This is a genomic window from Luteimonas chenhongjianii, assembly GCF_002327105.1.
Classification (GTDB): domain Bacteria; phylum Pseudomonadota; class Gammaproteobacteria; order Xanthomonadales; family Xanthomonadaceae; genus Luteimonas; species Luteimonas chenhongjianii.
The window spans coordinates 1,468,358-1,485,294 of the sequence record NZ_CP023406.1; the positions used below are offsets into that span (position 1 = coordinate 1,468,358).

The window sequence follows — 16,937 nt, forward strand, 5'->3', positions numbered from 1 at the left end:
ATGGTCGATAACGGTCCGATTACAGCTATGCCGGCGCGTTTGATGCGCGTCGCGCCCAGGAGATTGTTATGTTGATTTTGACCCGCCGTGTCGGGGAAACGCTGATGATTGGTGACTCGGTCTCGGTGACCGTGCTCGGCGTCAAGGGCAACCAGGTGCGTATCGGTATCACCGCGCCGAAGGATGTCGCCGTGCATCGCGAAGAGATCTACCAGCGGATCCATGGGGAAGGCGAGTCGAGCGATGTGCAGGAAGATTTGCCGCAGACGCCCTGAATCGGTATCCTTCGCCCCGCGTTCGGTGCATGCATCAGACGCGTTGCTTCGGAGAGTTGCCCGAGTGGCTGAAGGGGCTCCCCTGCTAAGGGAGTATGGGGCTTAAAACTCCATCGAGGGTTCGAATCCCTCACTCTCCGCCACTGCTTAGATCGATCGGATTCCTCGCGAATCGCTGAAAAAATCTTTGCAGAGGTGGTTGACGAAACATCGGAATTTCTGCAAAATTCCGCTTCTGTTCAAAGCGCCCGTAGCTCAGTTGGATAGAGCACCAGGCTACGAACTTGGGGGTCGGAGGTTCGAATCCTTCCGGGCGCGCCAGAACATACGAAGAGGCCAGCGAGCGATCGCTGGCTTTTTTGTTGCCTGCGTTTTTTCCGACGACTGCTGCTGCGCGATCTATCCCGTCAGCAATGAACCCGACGCCGGGCGCTGCCGTCTCCGATTTCAGTGTGCGTCGGCACTGCGCGGCTCTCCATCTGCTTCCTGGCGCTCGGCGAGCCGCAAGCGATGCATGGCGCGAAATCGATGTCTTGCCGGTGATCGCGTGCATCGCGCAGCGATGCGTATTTGCCCGGCACGCACGGCAAACGAAGACTTCTGACGTCGTCTGGCTGGCCAGGCCCAGGCCGGCGCGTGTCGCCCGCCTCAAGCGGACGTGGTGGGGTTATCCGGGCGGCCTGTAGCACCGGCAGCTCGCCATGGACGTGGCATGGCTGTGCATCGCCCCAGGGCGCGTGATGTCACGTGCAGTGGCAGCGTTCGCGCTGCGGCAAGCGCAGTGGTACGGAGTGGCGCGGCGACGCGCACGGGACGAGACGGCGCAGCTGGCTGCGCCGGCGCAACGCAGCCGTTACAGGCGAGCGTCGACCGCGTCGACCGGCAGGACCGCCTTGACGTCGAACAGCACTGCGCCCGGCTTTCCGAACTTGCGCAGGCCATCTGCACCGAGCTCGCGGAACCGGGTGTGCGCGACAGCGAGCACGACCGCGTCGTAGATGCCCGCTTGCGGCGTGTCGATCGGCGTCAGGCCGTATTCGTGCTGCGCGTAGGCGGGGGCCACCCACGGATCATGGACATCGACCTGGATGCTGTAGCTCTCCAGTTCGCGCACGACGTCGATGACGCGGGTGTTGCGCAGATCCGGGCAGTTCTCCTTGAACGCCAGGCCCAGTACGAGCACGCGCGCACCCGCGGTCTGGATGCCGCGCTGCTGCATCAGCTTCACCACGCGCTGGGCGACATGCAGGCCCATGCTGTCGTTGATGCGCCGGCCGGCGAGGATGACCTCCGGGTGGTAGCCGATCTCCTGCGCCTTGTGCGTGAGGTAGTAGGGATCCACGCCGATGCAATGACCGCCGACGAGTCCAGGGCGGAACGGCAGGAAGTTCCATTTGGTGCCGGCGGCTTCGAGCACCTCGTGGGTGTCGATGCCCAGGCGGTCGAAGATCAGCGCGAGCTCGTTGACGAGCGCGATGTTGACGTCGCGCTGGGTGTTCTCGATGACCTTGGCCGCTTCCGCCACGCGGATGCTCGAGACCCGATGGGTCCCGGCCTCGACGATGTCGCGGTAGAGGGTGTCGACGAATCCGGCCGCGGCCTCGCTCGAGCCGGCGGTGACCTTCAAGGTGTTCTCGAGACGGTGTTCCTTGTCGCCCGGATTGATCCGTTCGGGGCTGTAACCGACGTGGAAGTCCTCCAGAAAGCGCAGGCCCGAGACGCGCTCGAGGATCGGCACGCAGATCTCTTCCGTCGCACCCGGATACACGGTCGATTCGAAGATCACGACGCCGCCGCGCTGAAGCGCGGCTCCGACCGCGGCGCTCGCCGCCTCGAGTGCGCCCAGGTCCGGCCGTTTGTAGGCGTCGACCGGCGTGGGCACGGTGACGATGTGCACATTGCATCCGGCGAGGTCGGCCGCGTCGGCGCTATAGCGCAGATGCGACGCCGAGCGCAGTTCGTCGGGCGACAGCTCGCGGGTATGGTCGTCACCGCGCTGCAGGCCCGCCACGCGGGTGGTGTCGATGTCGAAGCCCAGAGTGGCGTGTCGGCGTCCGAACGCGACCGCGAGCGGCAGGCCGACGTAGCCCAGGCCGATGATGGCGATGCGGATGTCGTCGCGTGCGGGCAACGGTGCGGTCATGCAGGAGCGCTCGGTAGGCAATCGGCGCAGTGTAGCGGACGCCCTTCGCCCCGCTCAGGCGTCAGCGAGCCAGGCTGCGATCACGGCGGGCGTGCGCATCCACGCGAAATGATCTGCCGCTGTGCCGAGATCGCGGGCGGCGAAGCCGGCAATGTCCGCGTCCGCACCGCTCCCGAGCTTCGACAGCAGGAAGCGTAGAGAGGTTGGTGGCCCCAGCCAGTCGTCGTGCAGCCACGCCGCGCGGACGTCGACTTGCACGCGCCCCATTGCGGCATCCAGATCGACGCCCAGGCCCGCAGCCGAATAACGTCCACGCAGTCCGCTGCACGTCCAGTCGGCGATCACGCTCCGCGACTCGTTGCCGGCAAAGCCCAGCCGGCGACCCGGCAGCGCACCACGGACACGCGCGATCCAGGCCATGAAGCGGTAAAGCGGCGGCAGCGCATAGCGCACACGCGGTGGAAACGCGCGCCAGTAGGGCGCGCCACTGGCGACGAGCCAGAGTGTCTGCGCTGTATCGGGATGCAGCGCGAGGTGGCAGCACGCGAGCTGGCCGCCGAGGCTGTGACCACCGACGATGCGCGCCGCATTCGGCGCGCAGCCATCCAGCGCTGCGCCGCTGCCGGCGATATCGGCAAGGAGTTCACGGTAACCCCAGTCGTGGTCGCGCCCGGCGCGCAGGTTGCTCGATCCGATGCCGCGCCATTCGTGCAGGCCCACGGCGACACCACGCGCCGCCAGTGCGTCGGCGAAAGGCAGGTAGTGCCTGGCCGGTACGCCCATCGCCGGCAGCCACAACAGACGTCTGCGTGGTGCCTCGGGCACGCGCGTGATCAGCTCGAAGCGATGGTCGTCGCCGACCTCGACCGCGGTCACCCCCGCCGCAGCGCTCACGGCGCCAGGCGACCGAGATGTCCGAGCACGCTGACGTCGCTGCGTCCCGGCCGATAGGCGTCGCGCATCGCCCTGTGCACGTAGCCGATGCCGGCGCGGCAGGCCGCTGCCCCGTCATCGCCCAGCGCAAGCCGAGCCGCGATCGCCGACGACAGCGTGCAGCCGGTGCCGTGGCCATCGATCTCCAGGCGTGGCGCGCGATGGGTGAACGCGGCCGCCGCATCGGCGTAGCGGTCGACCACCTCATCGCCTTCGTGGAGATGGCCTCCCTTGAGCAGAACGCCCTGCGCACCGAGCGCACGCAGCGCGGCGAGGGCCGCGTCGGCAGCCGCGCCGCCGTCGATCGCACGGCCGAGCAGAAGCTCCGCTTCCGGCAGGTTCGGCGTCAAGACGTGGGCGCGCGGAATCAGGCGACCGCGCAGTGCGCCCAGTGCGTTGTCGTCGAGCAGCTTGGCGCCGGAAGTCGCGATCATCACCGGGTCGACCACGATCGGCAGCTCGGGGTGTTGCGCCAGTGCATCGACCACCGCGTCGACGATCTCCGCCGTCGCCAGCATGCCGATCTTGACCGCGCGTATGTCGAAATCGTCGAAGCAGGCGTCGATCTGGGCGCGCAGGAACGCAACCGGCGGCGCATGAACCGCGGTCACGCCCCGGGTGTGCTGCGCGGTCAACGCGGCGATCGCGGACAAGCCGTGCACGCGATGCGCGGCAAAGGTCTTGAGGTCGGCCTGGATGCCGGCGCCGCCGCCGGAATCGGAACCGGCAATGGTCAGGACCGAGATGGCGCGCGAGGGTGATGTACTCATCGGCGTATTGTGCCTGCCGGCCTTCGCGGCTGCGATGGATCAGTCCGCCGGCCTCGCAGGTACTCCGCGCCATTGGCGATAGGCCGTGTACCCCAGGCCCGTGGCCCCCGTGAGTGTGGCGGGGATCAGCAGCGCGTCGTAGCGCAGCAGCGTGAACAGCCATGCGCCCGCCGCCCCTCCGGCCAGAAACGCCGCGATGATCAGTGCGCTCAGCGAAAGCCGCCGGATGGGCAGTGGTCGGCCGCGCAACAGGTGTCCGAGGCCGATGCCCAGGTCGGTGAACATGCCGCTCAGATGCGTGGTTCGGACCAGCGCGCCACTGTAGGTCGTTGCCAGTGCGTTCTGCAGTCCGCAGGCCATCGCCGCAAGGAGCGCGCCGTAGAGCGCGGCGCGCTCGAACAGGGGAACCGCCGCCGCCAGCAGGCCCGCCTCCAGCGCCAGAGCAACACCGTAACGGCGCCCGAGTCGCAGGGCGTCGTCCTGCAGGATCAGGCCACTCAGGGTGGCGCCTGCACAGAACGCCAGCACGATGCCGGCAAGTTGCAGGGCTGTGCTGCGGTCTCCGGCGACCAGCGCCGCTCCGAGCAGGGTGGTGGTGCCTGTGAGGTGGCTCAGCGCCTGATATTCGAACCCGAGGTAGCCGACGACGTTGACCATGCCTGCCACGCAGGCAAGCACGATCGCGCCGATCCACACCCAGGCCGGCAGCCGGCTATCCACGCGCGCTGCCGGTTGGCAAAAGACATGCGTGGAGCCTGCTGCCGGAGCGGCTCATCCAGGACTCATCCCCGGCGCATGGCCGGCGTCACAGCACTTCGGACGCGAAATCGGCCAGACGCGAACGCTCGCCGCGGCGCAGGGTTACGTGGGCACTGTGCGCCCAGTGCTTGAACCGGTCGACCGCATAGGTCAGTCCCGACGTGGTTTCGGTGAGGTAGGGCGTATCGATCTGCTCGACATTGCCAAGGCACACGATCTTCGTCCCCGGCCCGGCGCGCGTGATCAGGGTCTTCATCTGCTTGGGCGTGAGGTTCTGAGCCTCGTCGAGGATCAGGTAGCGCGACAGGAACGTACGCCCGCGCATGAAGTTCATCGAGCGGATCTTGATGCGCGATGCCAGCAGGTCGTTGGTCGCCGCGCGGCCCCAGCTGCCGCCGGCCTGGTTGTGGGTGAGCACTTCGAGGTTGTCGGTCAGCGCGCCCATCCACGGCGTCATCTTCTCCTCCTCGGTACCGGGCAGGAAGCCGATGTCCTCACCGACACTGACCGTCGCGCGCGTCATGATGATCTCGCGATAGCGCTGCTGGTCCATCGTCTGCGCCAGGCCGGCCGCCAGCGCGAGCAGCGTCTTGCCCGTGCCGGCGGTGCCGAGCAGGGTGACGAAATCGATCTCCGGATCCATCAGTGCGTTGAGCGCGAAGTTCTGCTCGCGGTTGCGTGCGTTGATGCCCCAGACCGCATGCTGGATATGACGGAAGTCGTCGACGATCTGCAGCGTCGCGCGGCCGTCTTCGACCCTGACCACCCGGAACTCCGATTCCTCGTCGCCCGGCAGGTACAGGAACTGGTTGGCGTGCCAGTCCTCCTCGCCCACCGCCAGCTCGTAGTACGTGCGGCCCTTGTCCGTCCAAGAGCGCAGGTCCTTGCCGTGCATCGACCAGAAATCCGCCGGCAGGGCGGTGGCGCCGGTATAGAGCAGGCTGAAATCGTCGAGCGCGCGGTCGTTTTCGTAGTCCTCGTTGCGGATGCCGGCGATCGACGCCTTGATCCGCAGGTTGATGTCCTTCGAGACGAACACCACCGGATAGTCCGGCTCGCTGCGCAGCAACTCGAGGATCGCGCCCAGGATGCGGTTGTCGGGCGCGGCCACACCGAACGAGGCCTGATCCTCGGACGGCACCGTGGTCTGGAACCGCAGCTTGCCCACGCTCTGCGCGCCGCGCAGCTGCAGGCCCTGCGGACGCTGCAGGGGCAGGCCGGTCGCCACCTGGTCGCTGCCCGCGCTCTGCAGAAGCTCGTTGATGAACCGGCTGGCCTGGCGCGCACTGCGACTCGCCTCGCTCGTGCCCTTCTTGCCGTTGTCCAGCTCTTCGATCACCTGCATCGGCAGGTAGACATCGTGCTCCTCGAATTTGAACAGCGCTGTGGGGTCGTGCATCAGCACGTTGGTATCGAGCACGTAGACGCGTTTGCCTTCGGTCATCATCGGAGTGTCGGCGTTCCGTAGTGGGAGGGGATGACGGAGCTGGAGATTGCGGTATCGCACACGCAACGCCGCGCCGCCGTGACCCCGGATGCGGGACGGCGTGCGGCTTGGAGAATCGTTGCAGTCACTGCGACTGCGCGGCCTGGAGTGCTTCGAGGACGGCCTGCGCGTGGCCCGGGACACGGACCTTGCGCCACTCTGCGGCGATGCGGCTTTCGGGATCGATCAGGAACGTACTGCGCTCGATGCCCAGCACCTTGCGGCCGTACATGTTCTTCTCGCGGATCACGTCGAACGCGCGGCACAGCGCCTCGTCTGCATCGCTGACCAGCGCAAACGCATAGCCCTGCCTGGCGCAGAAGTTGTCGTGCGACTTCACGGAATCGCGCGAGACGCCGTAGACATCAGCGCCCAGCGCGGCGAACTGCGGCAGCCGCGCGTTGAAGTCGAGGCCCTCGGTGGTGCAGCCGGGCGTCGAGTCCCTGGGATAGAAATAGAGGACCAGCCAGCGTCCGGCATGGTCGGCCAGCGTGGCCGTCTCGCCGCCCGACAGCGCCAGTGGCAACTCCAGGGTGGCGGCTGCGAGCTTCTTGCGTGCTTGAGGCATCGTGCGAACGGCGTTCCATTGCGGCAGGCAATTCCACAATGCGCGCGGCCGGGTGCTTTCGCAAGCGCCCGCGCGCAGGTTCAGAACTTCATCGGATCCATGATCGCGTCGAGGTTCAAGTGATCGCAGAACTCGAGGAAATCGTCGCGCAGCGCGGCGATGTGCATGTTGGCCGGAATGCCGATGGTGATCTGGGCCGAAAACATGTCGGCGCCGGTCTGCATCGCGCGATAGCGCGAGGAATGCAGGCTCTCGATCGTGATGCCCTGGCGGTCGAAGAAGTCGGCGAGCTGGAACAGGATGCCCGGCTTGTCGGCGGCGACCACTTCCACCACGTAAGGCAACAGGTTGGACTGCACCGGCTTGGGCCCCGTGCGGTACCACACCAGCTTGAGGTCCTCCTCGCGCTCGAGGCGCGTGAGCATGGCCTCGAGCTTCGCCACCGCGTCCCAGGGGCCGTTGGCCAATGCGGTGACCGAGACATCGCGGCCCACGGTCGACAGGCGGGTGTCGACGAGGTTGCAACCACTGTCGGCGATGCGGCGCGAAACGGACAGCAGCGGCGAGGCCGGATGCGTCGTATAGGCGTTGATCAGCAGATAGTTCTCGTTCGGCGAGGGCCGTGCTGCGGTGTCGGTATCGGTCAAGGGGGGGTCCGCGGCGGGAAACGGGTCGACCGGGCGGTCGATGGCGACTGGAGGGTGAACGGCGTCCGGACGGTACCGGATGCGCGGATCAGCATACTTGCCGGTCCTTCATGGCCGCAAGTAACATCGGCCGGCAATTTTCCGTGCCAAATCGCCGTTTTATCGCGGGCGCGCACTCTCAGGCCCACCGGGCCGCTCACCGGATCAACGTCTTGCGACTCTCAGGCAGCATCACCGCACTTGCCACTCCCTTCGATGCCGATGGCGCACTGGACCGTGCCGCGTGGAAGCGACTGCTCGAGAGCCAGATCGACGCCGGCACCCAGGGCCTCGTGGTCGCGGGTTCGACCGGCGAGGCGGCCGCGCTGGATGACGGAGAGTACGAGTGGCTGGTGACTTCGGCTGTCGCGATGGCCGCCGGGCGCGTGCCGGTGCTGGCAGGGACCGGTATGTCGGCGACCGCCAGGACGGTCGCGGCGACCCGCCGGCTCGCCGCGATGGGCGCGGATGTCGCGCTGGTCGTCGTCCCGCCGTACGTGCGGCCGACCCAGGCCGGACTTGTGGCGCATTACCGCGCAGTCGCGGACGAGGGCGGACTTCCGGTCCTGCTCTACAACGTGCCCGGACGAACCGGCGTCGACATGTTGCCCGCCACGGTCGCCGAACTCGCCACGCATCCACGCATTGTCGGCATCAAGGAGGCCCACGATGGCGTCGAACGCATGCAGGCGCTGCTGGCGCTGCAGAGCGAGTCCTTCGCCGTGCTCAGTGGCGATGATCCGAGCGCCGCACGTGCGATGCTTGCTGGTGCCGACGGCGTGATCTCGGTCGCATCCAATATCGTGCCGGCGGCGTTCCGCCAGCTGTGCGACCTGGCCCGGGCCGGTAGGGCCGACGCGGCCGGCGCCCTGGATGCGCGGCTCAAGCCGGTCCAGGCGTTCTGCGGGGTCGAATCCAATCCCATTCCCGTCAAGGCGGTGCTGGCGAGGCAGGGCTACGGCCACGGCCTGCGCCTGCCTCTGACGACACTGGCCGAGGCGCACCGCGCCGAAGCCGACGATGTGACGCGACTCGCGGCGGACATTGAAGCGTCCTGCCGCGCCCGCGCCGCCTGATTTCCCAGGAGATACCACGATGCGTCTACCCCGTTCCTCCATGCGCTATGTCGCCATTGCTGCAGTTGCGGTCGCAGTCGTGGGCACCAGCGGCTGCCGCTGGTTCAAGAAGGACAACGCGCTCTATGCGCAGAGCCCTGAAACCCGTCCGCTGGAAGTGCCGCCCGATCTCGATCTGCCGCGGGCCGATGGCGCGATGGCATTGCCGGGCACCCCCAGCTCGGTCACCCGGTCCGCGACCGGCGCGGCCCAGGCCAATCCGAACGTCTCGTTCGCCGTGCCCGGGCAGCGCGATGCGGTGTTCGCCCAGGTCGGGCAGGCGCTCGCGGCCACTGACGGGGTCACCGTCAACAGCCGGTCAGAGGCGCTTGGTACGTATGACATCAGCTACGCCGGCAGCCAGTTCCTGCTCCGCGTGGCCTCGGGCCAGGACGGCGCGGTGGTATCGGCGGTCGATGCGCGTGGCGTCGCGGCGGCCGGCGAGGCGCCGACGCGCCTGATCGCATCGTTGCGTGCCGCGCTGGCGCCTTAACGCTCCTGCGTCGGCCGGTCCACCTGCGGACATGTACGAAAACGGGCGCCTCGGCGCCCGTTCTTGTTTCTTTGGGTGGAAGCGCCGTGTGGATCAGCGCTCCAGCAGCGGCAGCTTGTCCGGCTTGCCTTCCCAATCCTTCGCGTCCGGCATCGGGTCCTTGCGCGTGGTGATCACCGGCCAGGCTTTTGCCAGCTCGGCGTTCAGTGCGACGAACGCCTCCTGTCCGGCCGGCACGTCGTCCTCGGGATAGATCGCATTGATCGGGCATTCCGGCTCGCACAAGGTGCAGTCGATGCACTCGTCCGGGTCGATGACGAGGAAGTTCGGGCCTTCGTGGAAACAGTCCACCGGACAGACCTCGACGCAGTCGGTGTACTTGCACTTGATGCAGTTTTCGGTGACGACGAAAGGCATGGATTCGGATCGAGCGGGGCGACGAGGGATTGCAGTTTAAGGCAGCGCCCGCGGCACCGGTGCGAAGTGTTTCCATTTGTACGCCTGCCCATGAGCGAGAGTTCCCGGAAGTCCGGCCGCTGGCTTCGGAAGAACCAGTTCATGACGAGGCGTCGCGCATGCGTACCGCGGCTGTGCCCGGTGCTGCGCTACGTCGCCAGGGGTCATGGGGCGGCCCCTGGCCGGCCAACCAGTTCTGCAGGCGATGCCGACACCCGCATGCCCGAGCGGCGCAGTGCAATCCGGGAGGCCGGAATCTGTCCCTGAAAAGCAGAAAGGCCCACGCCGGTCGGCATGGGCCTTTCGCTTTGATATGGTGCTCCCTACGGGATTCGAACCCGTGTTTTAGCCTTGAGAGGGCCACGTCCTGGGCCTCTAGACGAAGGGAGCTGGGGTCCGCCGCAAGCGGCGCCGGTTGGACGACCGGTCTGCAAACGCGTCTAAGACGTGTGCAGCTTGCTAGTATAGCAGGCTTGCTGGCGCCGCAACGGCCGCCTGAGAAAAATTTCAGAACTTGATGCATACCCATTCCACGCCCGTTCCAGACGCCGTGACTGCTCAGCTGCGGATCATTCCGCGCGACCAGCACATCATCTCGCGCCGGCAGATCAGCCAGAACGCGTTGCGGGTGCTGTATCGCCTGCACGAGTCCGGGCATGAGGCCTATCTGGTCGGCGGCGCGGTCCGCGACCTGCTTGTCGGCCTGGTTCCGAAGGACTTCGACATTGCGACCGACGCCACGCCCGAGCAGGTCAAGGCGCTGTTCCGCAACTGCCGCCTGATCGGCCGCCGGTTCCGGCTGGCGCATGTGGTGTTCGGTCGCGAGATCATCGAGGTCGCGACGTTCCGCGCCAACGTCGACGATGGCAGCGGAGACCGCGAGGTTCACGATGGTGGACGCCTGCTGCGCGACAACGTCTACGGCACGATCGAAGACGATGCGGTCCGCCGCGACTTCACTGCCAACGCGTTGTATTACGCGATCGCCGACTTCTCGGTGCGCGATTACACCGGCGGCTACGAAGACGTGCAGAACCGCGTGATGCGGCTGATCGGCGACCCGGAAACGCGTTATCGCGAAGACCCGGTGCGGATGCTGCGTGCGGTGCGGCTGGCGGCCAAGCTGGACTTCACGATCGAGCCCGGGACGGCCGAGCCGATCCCGCGCCTGGCGTCGCTGTTGTCGGAGGCTGCGCCCGCACGCCTGTTCGAGGAGTGCCTGAAGCTGTTCCTGTCCGGGCACGCGGTTGCGAGTTTCGAACAGCTGGAGCGCTACGGCCTGCTGCCGGCGCTGTTTCCAGAATCGGCCGCGGCGCTGGCGAGCAACCGCAGCGGAGCACTGCGCGCGATCGTGCTTGCCGGTCTCGCGTCGACGGATGCCCGCATCGCCGCGGGCGATCCGGTTTCGCCGGCATTTCTCTTCGCCACGCTGCTGTGGCCGGCCTTCTGCCGCACCTGGATGAAGCTCCAGGCCGACGGCGTGCATGCGGTGGAAGCGCAACGCCGCGCAGCCGATCGCGTGACCCTGCACCAGCTGTCGACCGTCGCACTGCCGCGACGGTTCTCGCTGCCGATGCAGGAAATCTGGCTGCTGCAGGCGCGCTTCCCGCTGCGCCAGCGCAAGCGTGTCACGCGCACGCTGTCGCATCCGCGTTTTCGCGCGGCCTTCGATTTCCTTGTATTGCGACAGACCGCGTCCGATGCGCACAGCGCGGACGTCGCGTTCTGGGAAGAGGCGCAACACGATCCGGACAACGCGATCGCGCTGTATCCGGGCGAGGACGAGGCCGATGGCGAGGCCGATGCCCCGCGCAAGCGCCGTCGGCGGCGCCGCGCTCCGGTCGCCGCCGGGTGAATCAGGGCCGCGCGATACGTCGGCGGCATTGGAGGCTCCGATGAACGTGCGTGCCTTCGTCGGGCTCGGTGGAAACCTGGGCGATGTGCCGCGGGTGATCCGCGCCGCCGCCGCCGCGCTCGCCGCGCTGCCGGGGGTGACTGACCTGCGCTTGTCCTCGCTGTACCGAACGCCGGCCTGGGGGCGGGCCGACCAGCCTGATTTCGTCAACGCGGTCGCCATGCTGGATACCGCGCTCGCGCCGATGGATCTGCTCGACGCCCTGCTGGGCATCGAACAGGACTTCGGTCGCAGCCGCAGCGAGGCACCCGGGGACCAGTGGGGGCCGCGCACTCTGGACCTGGATCTGCTGCTTTATGGCGATGCCGTCATCGCACTGCCGGGATTGACCGTTCCGCACCCGCGCATGCACCAACGTGCCTTCGTGCTTGTTCCGCTGCTGGAACTCGATGCCGGCGTCCAGATCCCGACGGTCGGCGCGGCCGCCGACGCGCTCGTGGTCGTGGATCGCGCAGGCATCGAAGCGCTAGGCTAGCGCCATGAATCCTTCCGCTCCCGCGCCGGTCACCGTGCCCGCGCTGTTCGAGGCCCGCGCAGCCGGCCGTCGCCTGACCATGCTCACGGCCTACGACGCCGGCTTCGCCCGGACGCTCGATGCCGCAGGCGTGGATCTGCTGCTGGTCGGCGATTCGCTGGGCATGGTGGTGCAGGGCCATGGCTCGACCTTGCCGGTGACGGTCGATGACATCGCCTATCACACCGCCTGCGTCGCACGTGCGGTGCGGCGGGCGCTGGTGGTCGCCGATCTGCCGTTCCAGGCCGACGCGACGCCGGAGCGCGCGCTCGATGCCGCGACGCGCCTGCTGCAGGCCGGCGCCGGCATGGTCAAGCTCGAGGGGGCGACAGCGAACAAGTGCGAGGTCGTGCGCTTTCTCGTCGATCGCGAGATCCCGGTCTGCGCGCACCTGGGCCTGACACCGCAGTCGGTGCTGCGTTTCGGCGGCTTCAAGGTGCAGGGTCGCGGCGATACCGCCGCGCAGGCGCTGCGTGACGATGCGCAGGCGATCGTCGCGGCGGGTGCCACGCTGGTCGTGCTCGAAGGTGTGCCGGCCGCGCTGGCCACCGGCATCACCGCCGATTCGCCGGTGCCGACGATCGGCATTGGCGCCGGTCCCGGCTGCGACGGCCAGGTGCTGGTACTGCACGACATGCTCGGCCTGGACAGCGGGCATCGACGTCCGAAGTTCGTGCGCGACTTCCTGGCCGAGGGCGGCTCGGTCTCCGGCGCCGTGCGCGCCTACGTCGCGGCGGTACAGGACGGCAGCTTCCCCGGCCGCGAACATTCCTACAGCTGAGCGCCTGCGCCGGCACGCATACAGAACTCCGATGATCGAAACCGTTGACACCCTGTCCGTGCTGCGCGCGCGGATCCTTGAATGGAAGCGCGCCGGTCTGCGGATCGGTCTGGTGCCGACCATGGGCAACCTGCATGCCGGCCACTTCAGCCTGGTCGAAGCGCTGCGCGCGCGGGTCGATCGCGTGGTCGCCAGCGTGTTCGTCAACCCCACCCAGTTCGGTCCGAACGAGGATTTCGCGCGCTATCCGCGCACGCCCGAGCGCGATGCCGAGGGGCTGGATGCCGCCGGTTGTGATCTGCTGTGGCTGCCGACGGTGGAAGCGATGTATCCGCTCGGACTGCACAACGCGGTCACTGTGCGCGTCCCGGGTGTGTCGGAAATCCTCGACGGGGCCCATCGCCCGGGGCACTTCGATGGCGTGGCCACGGTGGTTGCGCGCCTGCTGAACCAGGTGCAGCCCGATGTCGCCGCGTTCGGCCGCAAGGACTACCAGCAGCTGGCCGTGATCTCGCATCTGGTCACCGACCTGGCGTTCCCGGTCGACTTGTTGCCGGTGGCGATCGCGCGTGAGCCGGACGGTCTTGCGATGAGCTCACGCAACCAGTATCTCGATACCGCCTCCCGCGCGCGCGCGCCGGCCCTGTACCGGTCGTTGCTGGCATTGGCGCAGGCGATGCGGAGCGGGTCCCCGGCAGCCGAGGCCGCGTCCCAGGCCATTGCGGCGCTTCGGGCGGAGGGCTTCGACGTCGATTATGTCGAGGTGCGCGCCCCGGACCTGTCGCCGTACCTCGCCGGTCAGCCCGTGGCGGTGGCGCTGGCCGCCGCGCGCCTGGGCGGAACGCGGCTGATCGACAATCTGGAATTCAGGCTGGACGCTGCGCCGTCGGCCGGCTGAACTTGCCGCCAGTCGTTGCGGCGGCAATGTTGCGATGCCGCAGATGGTCCCTATACTTCGCGGTTCCTGCGGGTTTCCCGCGTTGTCCGATGCCGTGATCGCACGGCCACCGCCATGCAACTGACCCTGCTCAAAGCCAAGATCCACCGCGCGTCCGTCACCCACGCCGAGCTGCACTACGAAGGCTCGTGCGCCATCGACGGGCGTCTGCTCGACCTGGCGGGCATCCGCGAGTACGAGCGCATCGAGATCTACAACATCGACAACGGTGAGCGTTTCGCGACCTATGCGATCCGCGCCGACGTCGGCAGCGGCATCATCTCGGTCAACGGCGCGGCCGCGCACAAGGCCGGAGTGGGCGATCTGCTGATCATCTGCGCCTACGGCGCGCTGGACGAGGCCGACGTGGCCGGGTTCAAGCCCAAGCTGGTGTATGTCGACCGCGACAACCGCATGACCCACACCAACGAGTCCATTCCGGCGCAGGCCGCCTGATGACCGCGGCGGCCCGGCGGATCGAAAGCACGCTGGCGCCGCACGCGCGTCGCCTCGATTCGGCGCGTATCGCCGACCTCGTCGCAGCGGATGCGGGTCGTCCGCGCGATTTCGCCCTGCGCATTGGTGGGCTGTACGCGAGCTTCGCGCGCCAGCGGTTCGATCGTGATGCGCGCGATGCACTCGTCGGGTTGGGCGAGGCCGCGTCGCTGCCGCAGGCGTTCCGCGCGCTGTTCGACGGCGTCACCGTCAATACCTCCGAGAACCGCCCTGCGCTGCACGTCGCATTGCGCTCGGCGCTTTCTGAGACCGCGATCGCGCGCGACGCGAATCGGCAGGCTGCGGCCGCGCGTGCGCGCATGGCCGAGCTGGTCGCCCAGCTCCAGGCGTCCGAGGTCACCGACATCGTCAACGTGGGAATCGGCGGCTCCGACCTGGGGCCACGGCTGGTCGTCGACGCGCTGAAGGATTTCGGCACCGGCCGGTACCGCGTGCATTTCCTCACCAATGTCGACGGCAGCGATGCGCAGCATCTTCTCGCCGGGCTGGATCCATCGAAAACGGCCGCGATCCTCGTCTCCAAGACCTTCAGTACGCAGGAGACGCTGCTCAATGGCGCGGTGGTGCGCGACTGGCTCGGTGGCAGCGAGCGGCTGTACGCGGTCAGCGCCAACGTCCCGCGCGCGGAGGCCTTTGGCGTCGCGCCGGAGCGCGTGTTGCCGATGTGGGACTGGGTCGGCGGACGCTATTCGCTGTGGTCGGCGGTGGGTTTCTCGATCGCGCTGGCGGTCGGCATGGACGGGTTCGAGGCGCTGCTGGCCGGCGCGGCCGACATGGATGCGCACGCGCTGCATGCGCCGGTCGCCGCCAACCTGCCGCTGCTGCATGCGTTGACCGCCGTGTGGAACCGCAATGCGCTCGGCCTCGCCACGCACGCCGTGCTGCCGTACGACGAACGTCTCGCGCTGCTGCCGGCCTACCTGCAGCAGCTGGTGATGGAAAGCCTCGGCAAGTCGGTCACGCCGGACGGCCAGCCCGTCGGCATCGACACCGTGCCGGTGCTCTGGGGCGGACCGGGCACCAATTCCCAGCACAGCTTTTTCCAGGCGCTGCACCAGGGCACGCAGACCGTCCCGGCCGATTTCATCGGCGTGGTGACTCCTGCGCATCCGTATGCCGACAACCACGCCGCGCTGCTGTCGAACCTGCTCGCGCAGACCGAGGCCCTGGCCAACGGCTACTCGGCCGACGATCCGCAGAAGTCGTATCCCGGCAATCGTCCGTCGACGCTGCTGCTGCTCGACCGGCTCGAGCCGCGCAGCCTCGGCGCGCTCATCGCGCTCTACGAGCACAGCGTCTACGCGCAGTCGGTGCTGTGGGGCATCAACGCCTTCGATCAGTGGGGCGTCGAGCTCGGCAAGCGCATTGCCGGCGAACTGTTGCCGGCGGTGCAGGGCAACGATGTCGCCGTGAGCGATCCAGTCACGCGCGCGCTGCTGGAAGAGATCCGCGCGCATCGCGTATAGGTAGCGGGCGTCGCTTGCGACGGAGGGCGCTGTCGGACTAGGCGACGCCGTGCCGCGCCAGGGCCCATTCGACGTGTTCATCGACCAGCGCATCGCCCGAGCGCCGACGGCTGCGCAGCGCGGCAATCACCTCGGGCGTGCCGGGTGCATTGCCGAGCGCGACCGCGAGGTTGCGCAGCCATCGGCGATGTCCGCTGCGCCGGATCGGCGAGCCTTCGGTGCGCTGCAGGAATTCGTCCTCGTCCCAGGCGAACAGCTCGGCCAGGCTCGCGGTATCGAGATGGTTGCGCGCGCGGAAGTCGGGTTCGTCGGTGCGCCTGGCGAACTTGTTCCAGGGACAGACCAGCTGGCAGTCGTCGCAGCCGAAGATGCGGTTGCCGATCAGCGGCCGCAGCGAGGCATCGATCGCGCCTTCGTGCTCGATGGTGAGATAGGCGATGCAGCGGCGCGCATCCAGGCGATGCGGCGCGACGATCGCGCGCGTCGGGCACACCTCGATGCAGCGCACGCAGGTGCCGCAGTGCGCGCTCGCCGGTGGGTCGACCGGCAGCGGCACGTCGACGTAGATCTCGCCGAGGAAGAACCAGGAGCCGCCGTTCCTGTCGATCAGGCAGGTGTGCTTGCCGATCCAGCCGAGCCCGGCATTGCGCGCGAGCGCACGTTCCAGCACTGGCGCCGAATCGACGAACACGCGATGACCGAACGGACCGATCTCCTCGGCGATGCGATGTGCGAACTTCTGCAGCCGGTTGCGCATCAGCTTGTGGTAGTCGCGGCCCAGTGCGTAACGCGCCACGTAGGCGCGGCTGCCGTCGGCGAGCGTGTCCCAGGCGCTGTCGTCGTCGTTGCGTCCGTAGTCCAGCCCGACCGAGATCACGCGCACGGTGCCGGGCAGCAGTTCCGCGGGACGGGCGCGCATGTCGCCGTGGCGGGCCATCCAGTCCATCGTGCCGTAGAGGCCATGGGCGAGCCAGTCCCGCAGATGCGCTTCATCCTCGCGCAGGTCGATGCCGGCAATGCCGCAGCGCTGGAAGCCCATCCCGGCCGCGATCGCCTTGATGCGCGCGACCAGGGCTTGGGCGCCCGCATCGGAGGATTCTGCAGTGGCGACGGGTGGGTTCACG

17 protein-coding genes, 3 tRNA genes and 1 pseudogene are annotated in these 16,937 nt (G+C 67.9%); 11 read left to right on the forward strand and 10 right to left on the reverse strand.

The window, feature by feature from the left end; all coding sequences use genetic code 11:
- Positions 1-68 precede the first annotated feature (68 nt).
- The 3 genes from csrA to CNR27_RS06720 all read left to right on the forward strand — a co-directional run bounded on the left by csrA (position 69) and on the right by CNR27_RS06720 (position 596).
- Entirely contained in the window at positions 69-275 is a 207-nt protein-coding gene (gene csrA, locus CNR27_RS06710; protein WP_096297495.1) for a carbon storage regulator CsrA, read from the forward strand.
- Between the two features lie 50 nt (positions 276-325).
- Positions 326-418: transfer RNA gene (locus tag CNR27_RS06715), tRNA-Ser, on the forward strand.
- Positions 419-519: 101 nt separating this feature from the next.
- Positions 520-596 (forward strand) — tRNA-Arg (locus CNR27_RS06720).
- Between the two features lie 532 nt (positions 597-1,128).
- On the opposite strand, the gene CNR27_RS06725 is transcribed toward CNR27_RS06720, so the two are convergent.
- The 7 genes from CNR27_RS06725 to CNR27_RS06755 form a co-directional block, all read right to left on the reverse strand.
- Entirely contained in the window at positions 1,129-2,418 is a 1,290-nt protein-coding gene (locus CNR27_RS06725; RefSeq protein WP_096297496.1) for a nucleotide sugar dehydrogenase, read from the reverse strand.
- Between the two features lie 54 nt (positions 2,419-2,472).
- A complete protein-coding gene (locus tag CNR27_RS06730) occupies positions 2,473-3,312 on the reverse strand; it encodes an alpha/beta hydrolase family protein (RefSeq protein WP_245815773.1) in 840 nt (279 codons plus the stop codon).
- A complete protein-coding gene (thiD, locus tag CNR27_RS06735) occupies positions 3,309-4,121 on the reverse strand; it encodes a bifunctional hydroxymethylpyrimidine kinase/phosphomethylpyrimidine kinase (protein WP_096297497.1) in 813 nt (270 codons plus the stop codon). Before thiD ends, CNR27_RS06730 begins: the two co-directional genes overlap by 4 nt.
- Positions 4,122-4,160: 39 nt before the next feature.
- Positions 4,161-4,841 (reverse strand): YoaK family protein, encoded by a 681-nt coding sequence (locus CNR27_RS06740; protein ID WP_096297498.1) that lies wholly within the window; start codon positions 4,839-4,841, stop codon positions 4,161-4,163.
- Positions 4,842-4,926: 85 nt separating this feature from the next.
- A complete protein-coding gene (locus CNR27_RS06745) occupies positions 4,927-6,324 on the reverse strand; it encodes a PhoH family protein (RefSeq protein WP_096300391.1) in 1,398 nt (465 codons plus the stop codon).
- Between the two features lie 127 nt (positions 6,325-6,451).
- Positions 6,452-6,934, reverse strand: coding sequence for a peroxiredoxin (locus CNR27_RS06750; RefSeq protein WP_096297499.1), 483 nt, complete (start codon positions 6,932-6,934; stop codon positions 6,452-6,454).
- An 80-nt stretch (positions 6,935-7,014) separates the two neighbouring features.
- Complete coding sequence (locus CNR27_RS06755) at positions 7,015-7,623, reverse strand: glycine cleavage system transcriptional repressor (RefSeq protein ID WP_096297500.1); 609 nt, start codon at positions 7,621-7,623, stop codon at positions 7,015-7,017.
- A gap of 170 nt (positions 7,624-7,793) precedes the next feature.
- Between CNR27_RS06755 and dapA the strand changes: the two genes are divergently transcribed.
- Entirely contained in the window at positions 7,794-8,696 is a 903-nt protein-coding gene (dapA, locus tag CNR27_RS06760) for a 4-hydroxy-tetrahydrodipicolinate synthase (protein WP_096297501.1), read from the forward strand.
- Between the two features lie 19 nt (positions 8,697-8,715).
- A complete protein-coding gene (locus CNR27_RS06765; protein ID WP_096297502.1) occupies positions 8,716-9,228 on the forward strand; it encodes a hypothetical protein in 513 nt (170 codons plus the stop codon).
- A 93-nt stretch (positions 9,229-9,321) separates the two neighbouring features.
- Here the strand turns inward: CNR27_RS06765 and fdxA are convergent, their stop codons facing one another.
- A complete protein-coding gene (gene fdxA, locus CNR27_RS06770; RefSeq protein WP_096297503.1) occupies positions 9,322-9,645 on the reverse strand; it encodes a ferredoxin FdxA in 324 nt (107 codons plus the stop codon).
- A gap of 353 nt (positions 9,646-9,998) precedes the next feature.
- Positions 9,999-10,074, reverse strand: a tRNA-Glu gene (locus CNR27_RS06775).
- A 172-nt stretch (positions 10,075-10,246) separates the two neighbouring features.
- Between CNR27_RS06775 and pcnB the strand changes: the two are divergent.
- The 6 genes and pseudogenes from pcnB to pgi form a co-directional block, all read left to right on the forward strand.
- Positions 10,247-11,539, forward strand: a pseudogene (gene pcnB / locus CNR27_RS06780) (polynucleotide adenylyltransferase PcnB); the annotation flags it as partial.
- A 40-nt stretch (positions 11,540-11,579) separates the two neighbouring features.
- Entirely contained in the window at positions 11,580-12,074 is a 495-nt protein-coding gene (gene folK / locus CNR27_RS06785; protein ID WP_096300393.1) for a 2-amino-4-hydroxy-6-hydroxymethyldihydropteridine diphosphokinase, read from the forward strand.
- Positions 12,075-12,078: 4 nt separating this feature from the next.
- Positions 12,079-12,894, forward strand: coding sequence for a 3-methyl-2-oxobutanoate hydroxymethyltransferase (gene panB / locus CNR27_RS06790; protein ID WP_096297505.1), 816 nt, complete (start codon positions 12,079-12,081; stop codon positions 12,892-12,894).
- 31 nt (positions 12,895-12,925) lie between these two features.
- Positions 12,926-13,792, forward strand: a complete 867-nt coding sequence (gene panC, locus CNR27_RS06795) for a pantoate--beta-alanine ligase (protein WP_096297506.1) — start codon at positions 12,926-12,928, stop codon at positions 13,790-13,792.
- Positions 13,793-13,906: 114 nt separating this feature from the next.
- Positions 13,907-14,287, forward strand: coding sequence for an aspartate 1-decarboxylase (panD, locus tag CNR27_RS06800; RefSeq protein WP_096297507.1), 381 nt, complete (start codon positions 13,907-13,909; stop codon positions 14,285-14,287).
- Positions 14,287-15,813: a glucose-6-phosphate isomerase gene (gene pgi, locus CNR27_RS06805; RefSeq protein WP_096297508.1), complete on the forward strand. Its 1,527-nt coding sequence runs from the start codon at positions 14,287-14,289 to the stop codon at positions 15,811-15,813. The genes panD and pgi overlap by 1 nt, the downstream gene beginning before the upstream one ends.
- 37 nt (positions 15,814-15,850) lie before the next feature.
- On the opposite strand, the gene queG is transcribed toward pgi, so the two are convergent.
- Positions 15,851-16,936 (reverse strand): tRNA epoxyqueuosine(34) reductase QueG, encoded by a 1,086-nt coding sequence (gene queG, locus CNR27_RS06810; RefSeq protein ID WP_425435497.1) that lies wholly within the window; start codon positions 16,934-16,936, stop codon positions 15,851-15,853.
- Between the last annotated feature and the right edge of the window lies 1 nt (position 16,937).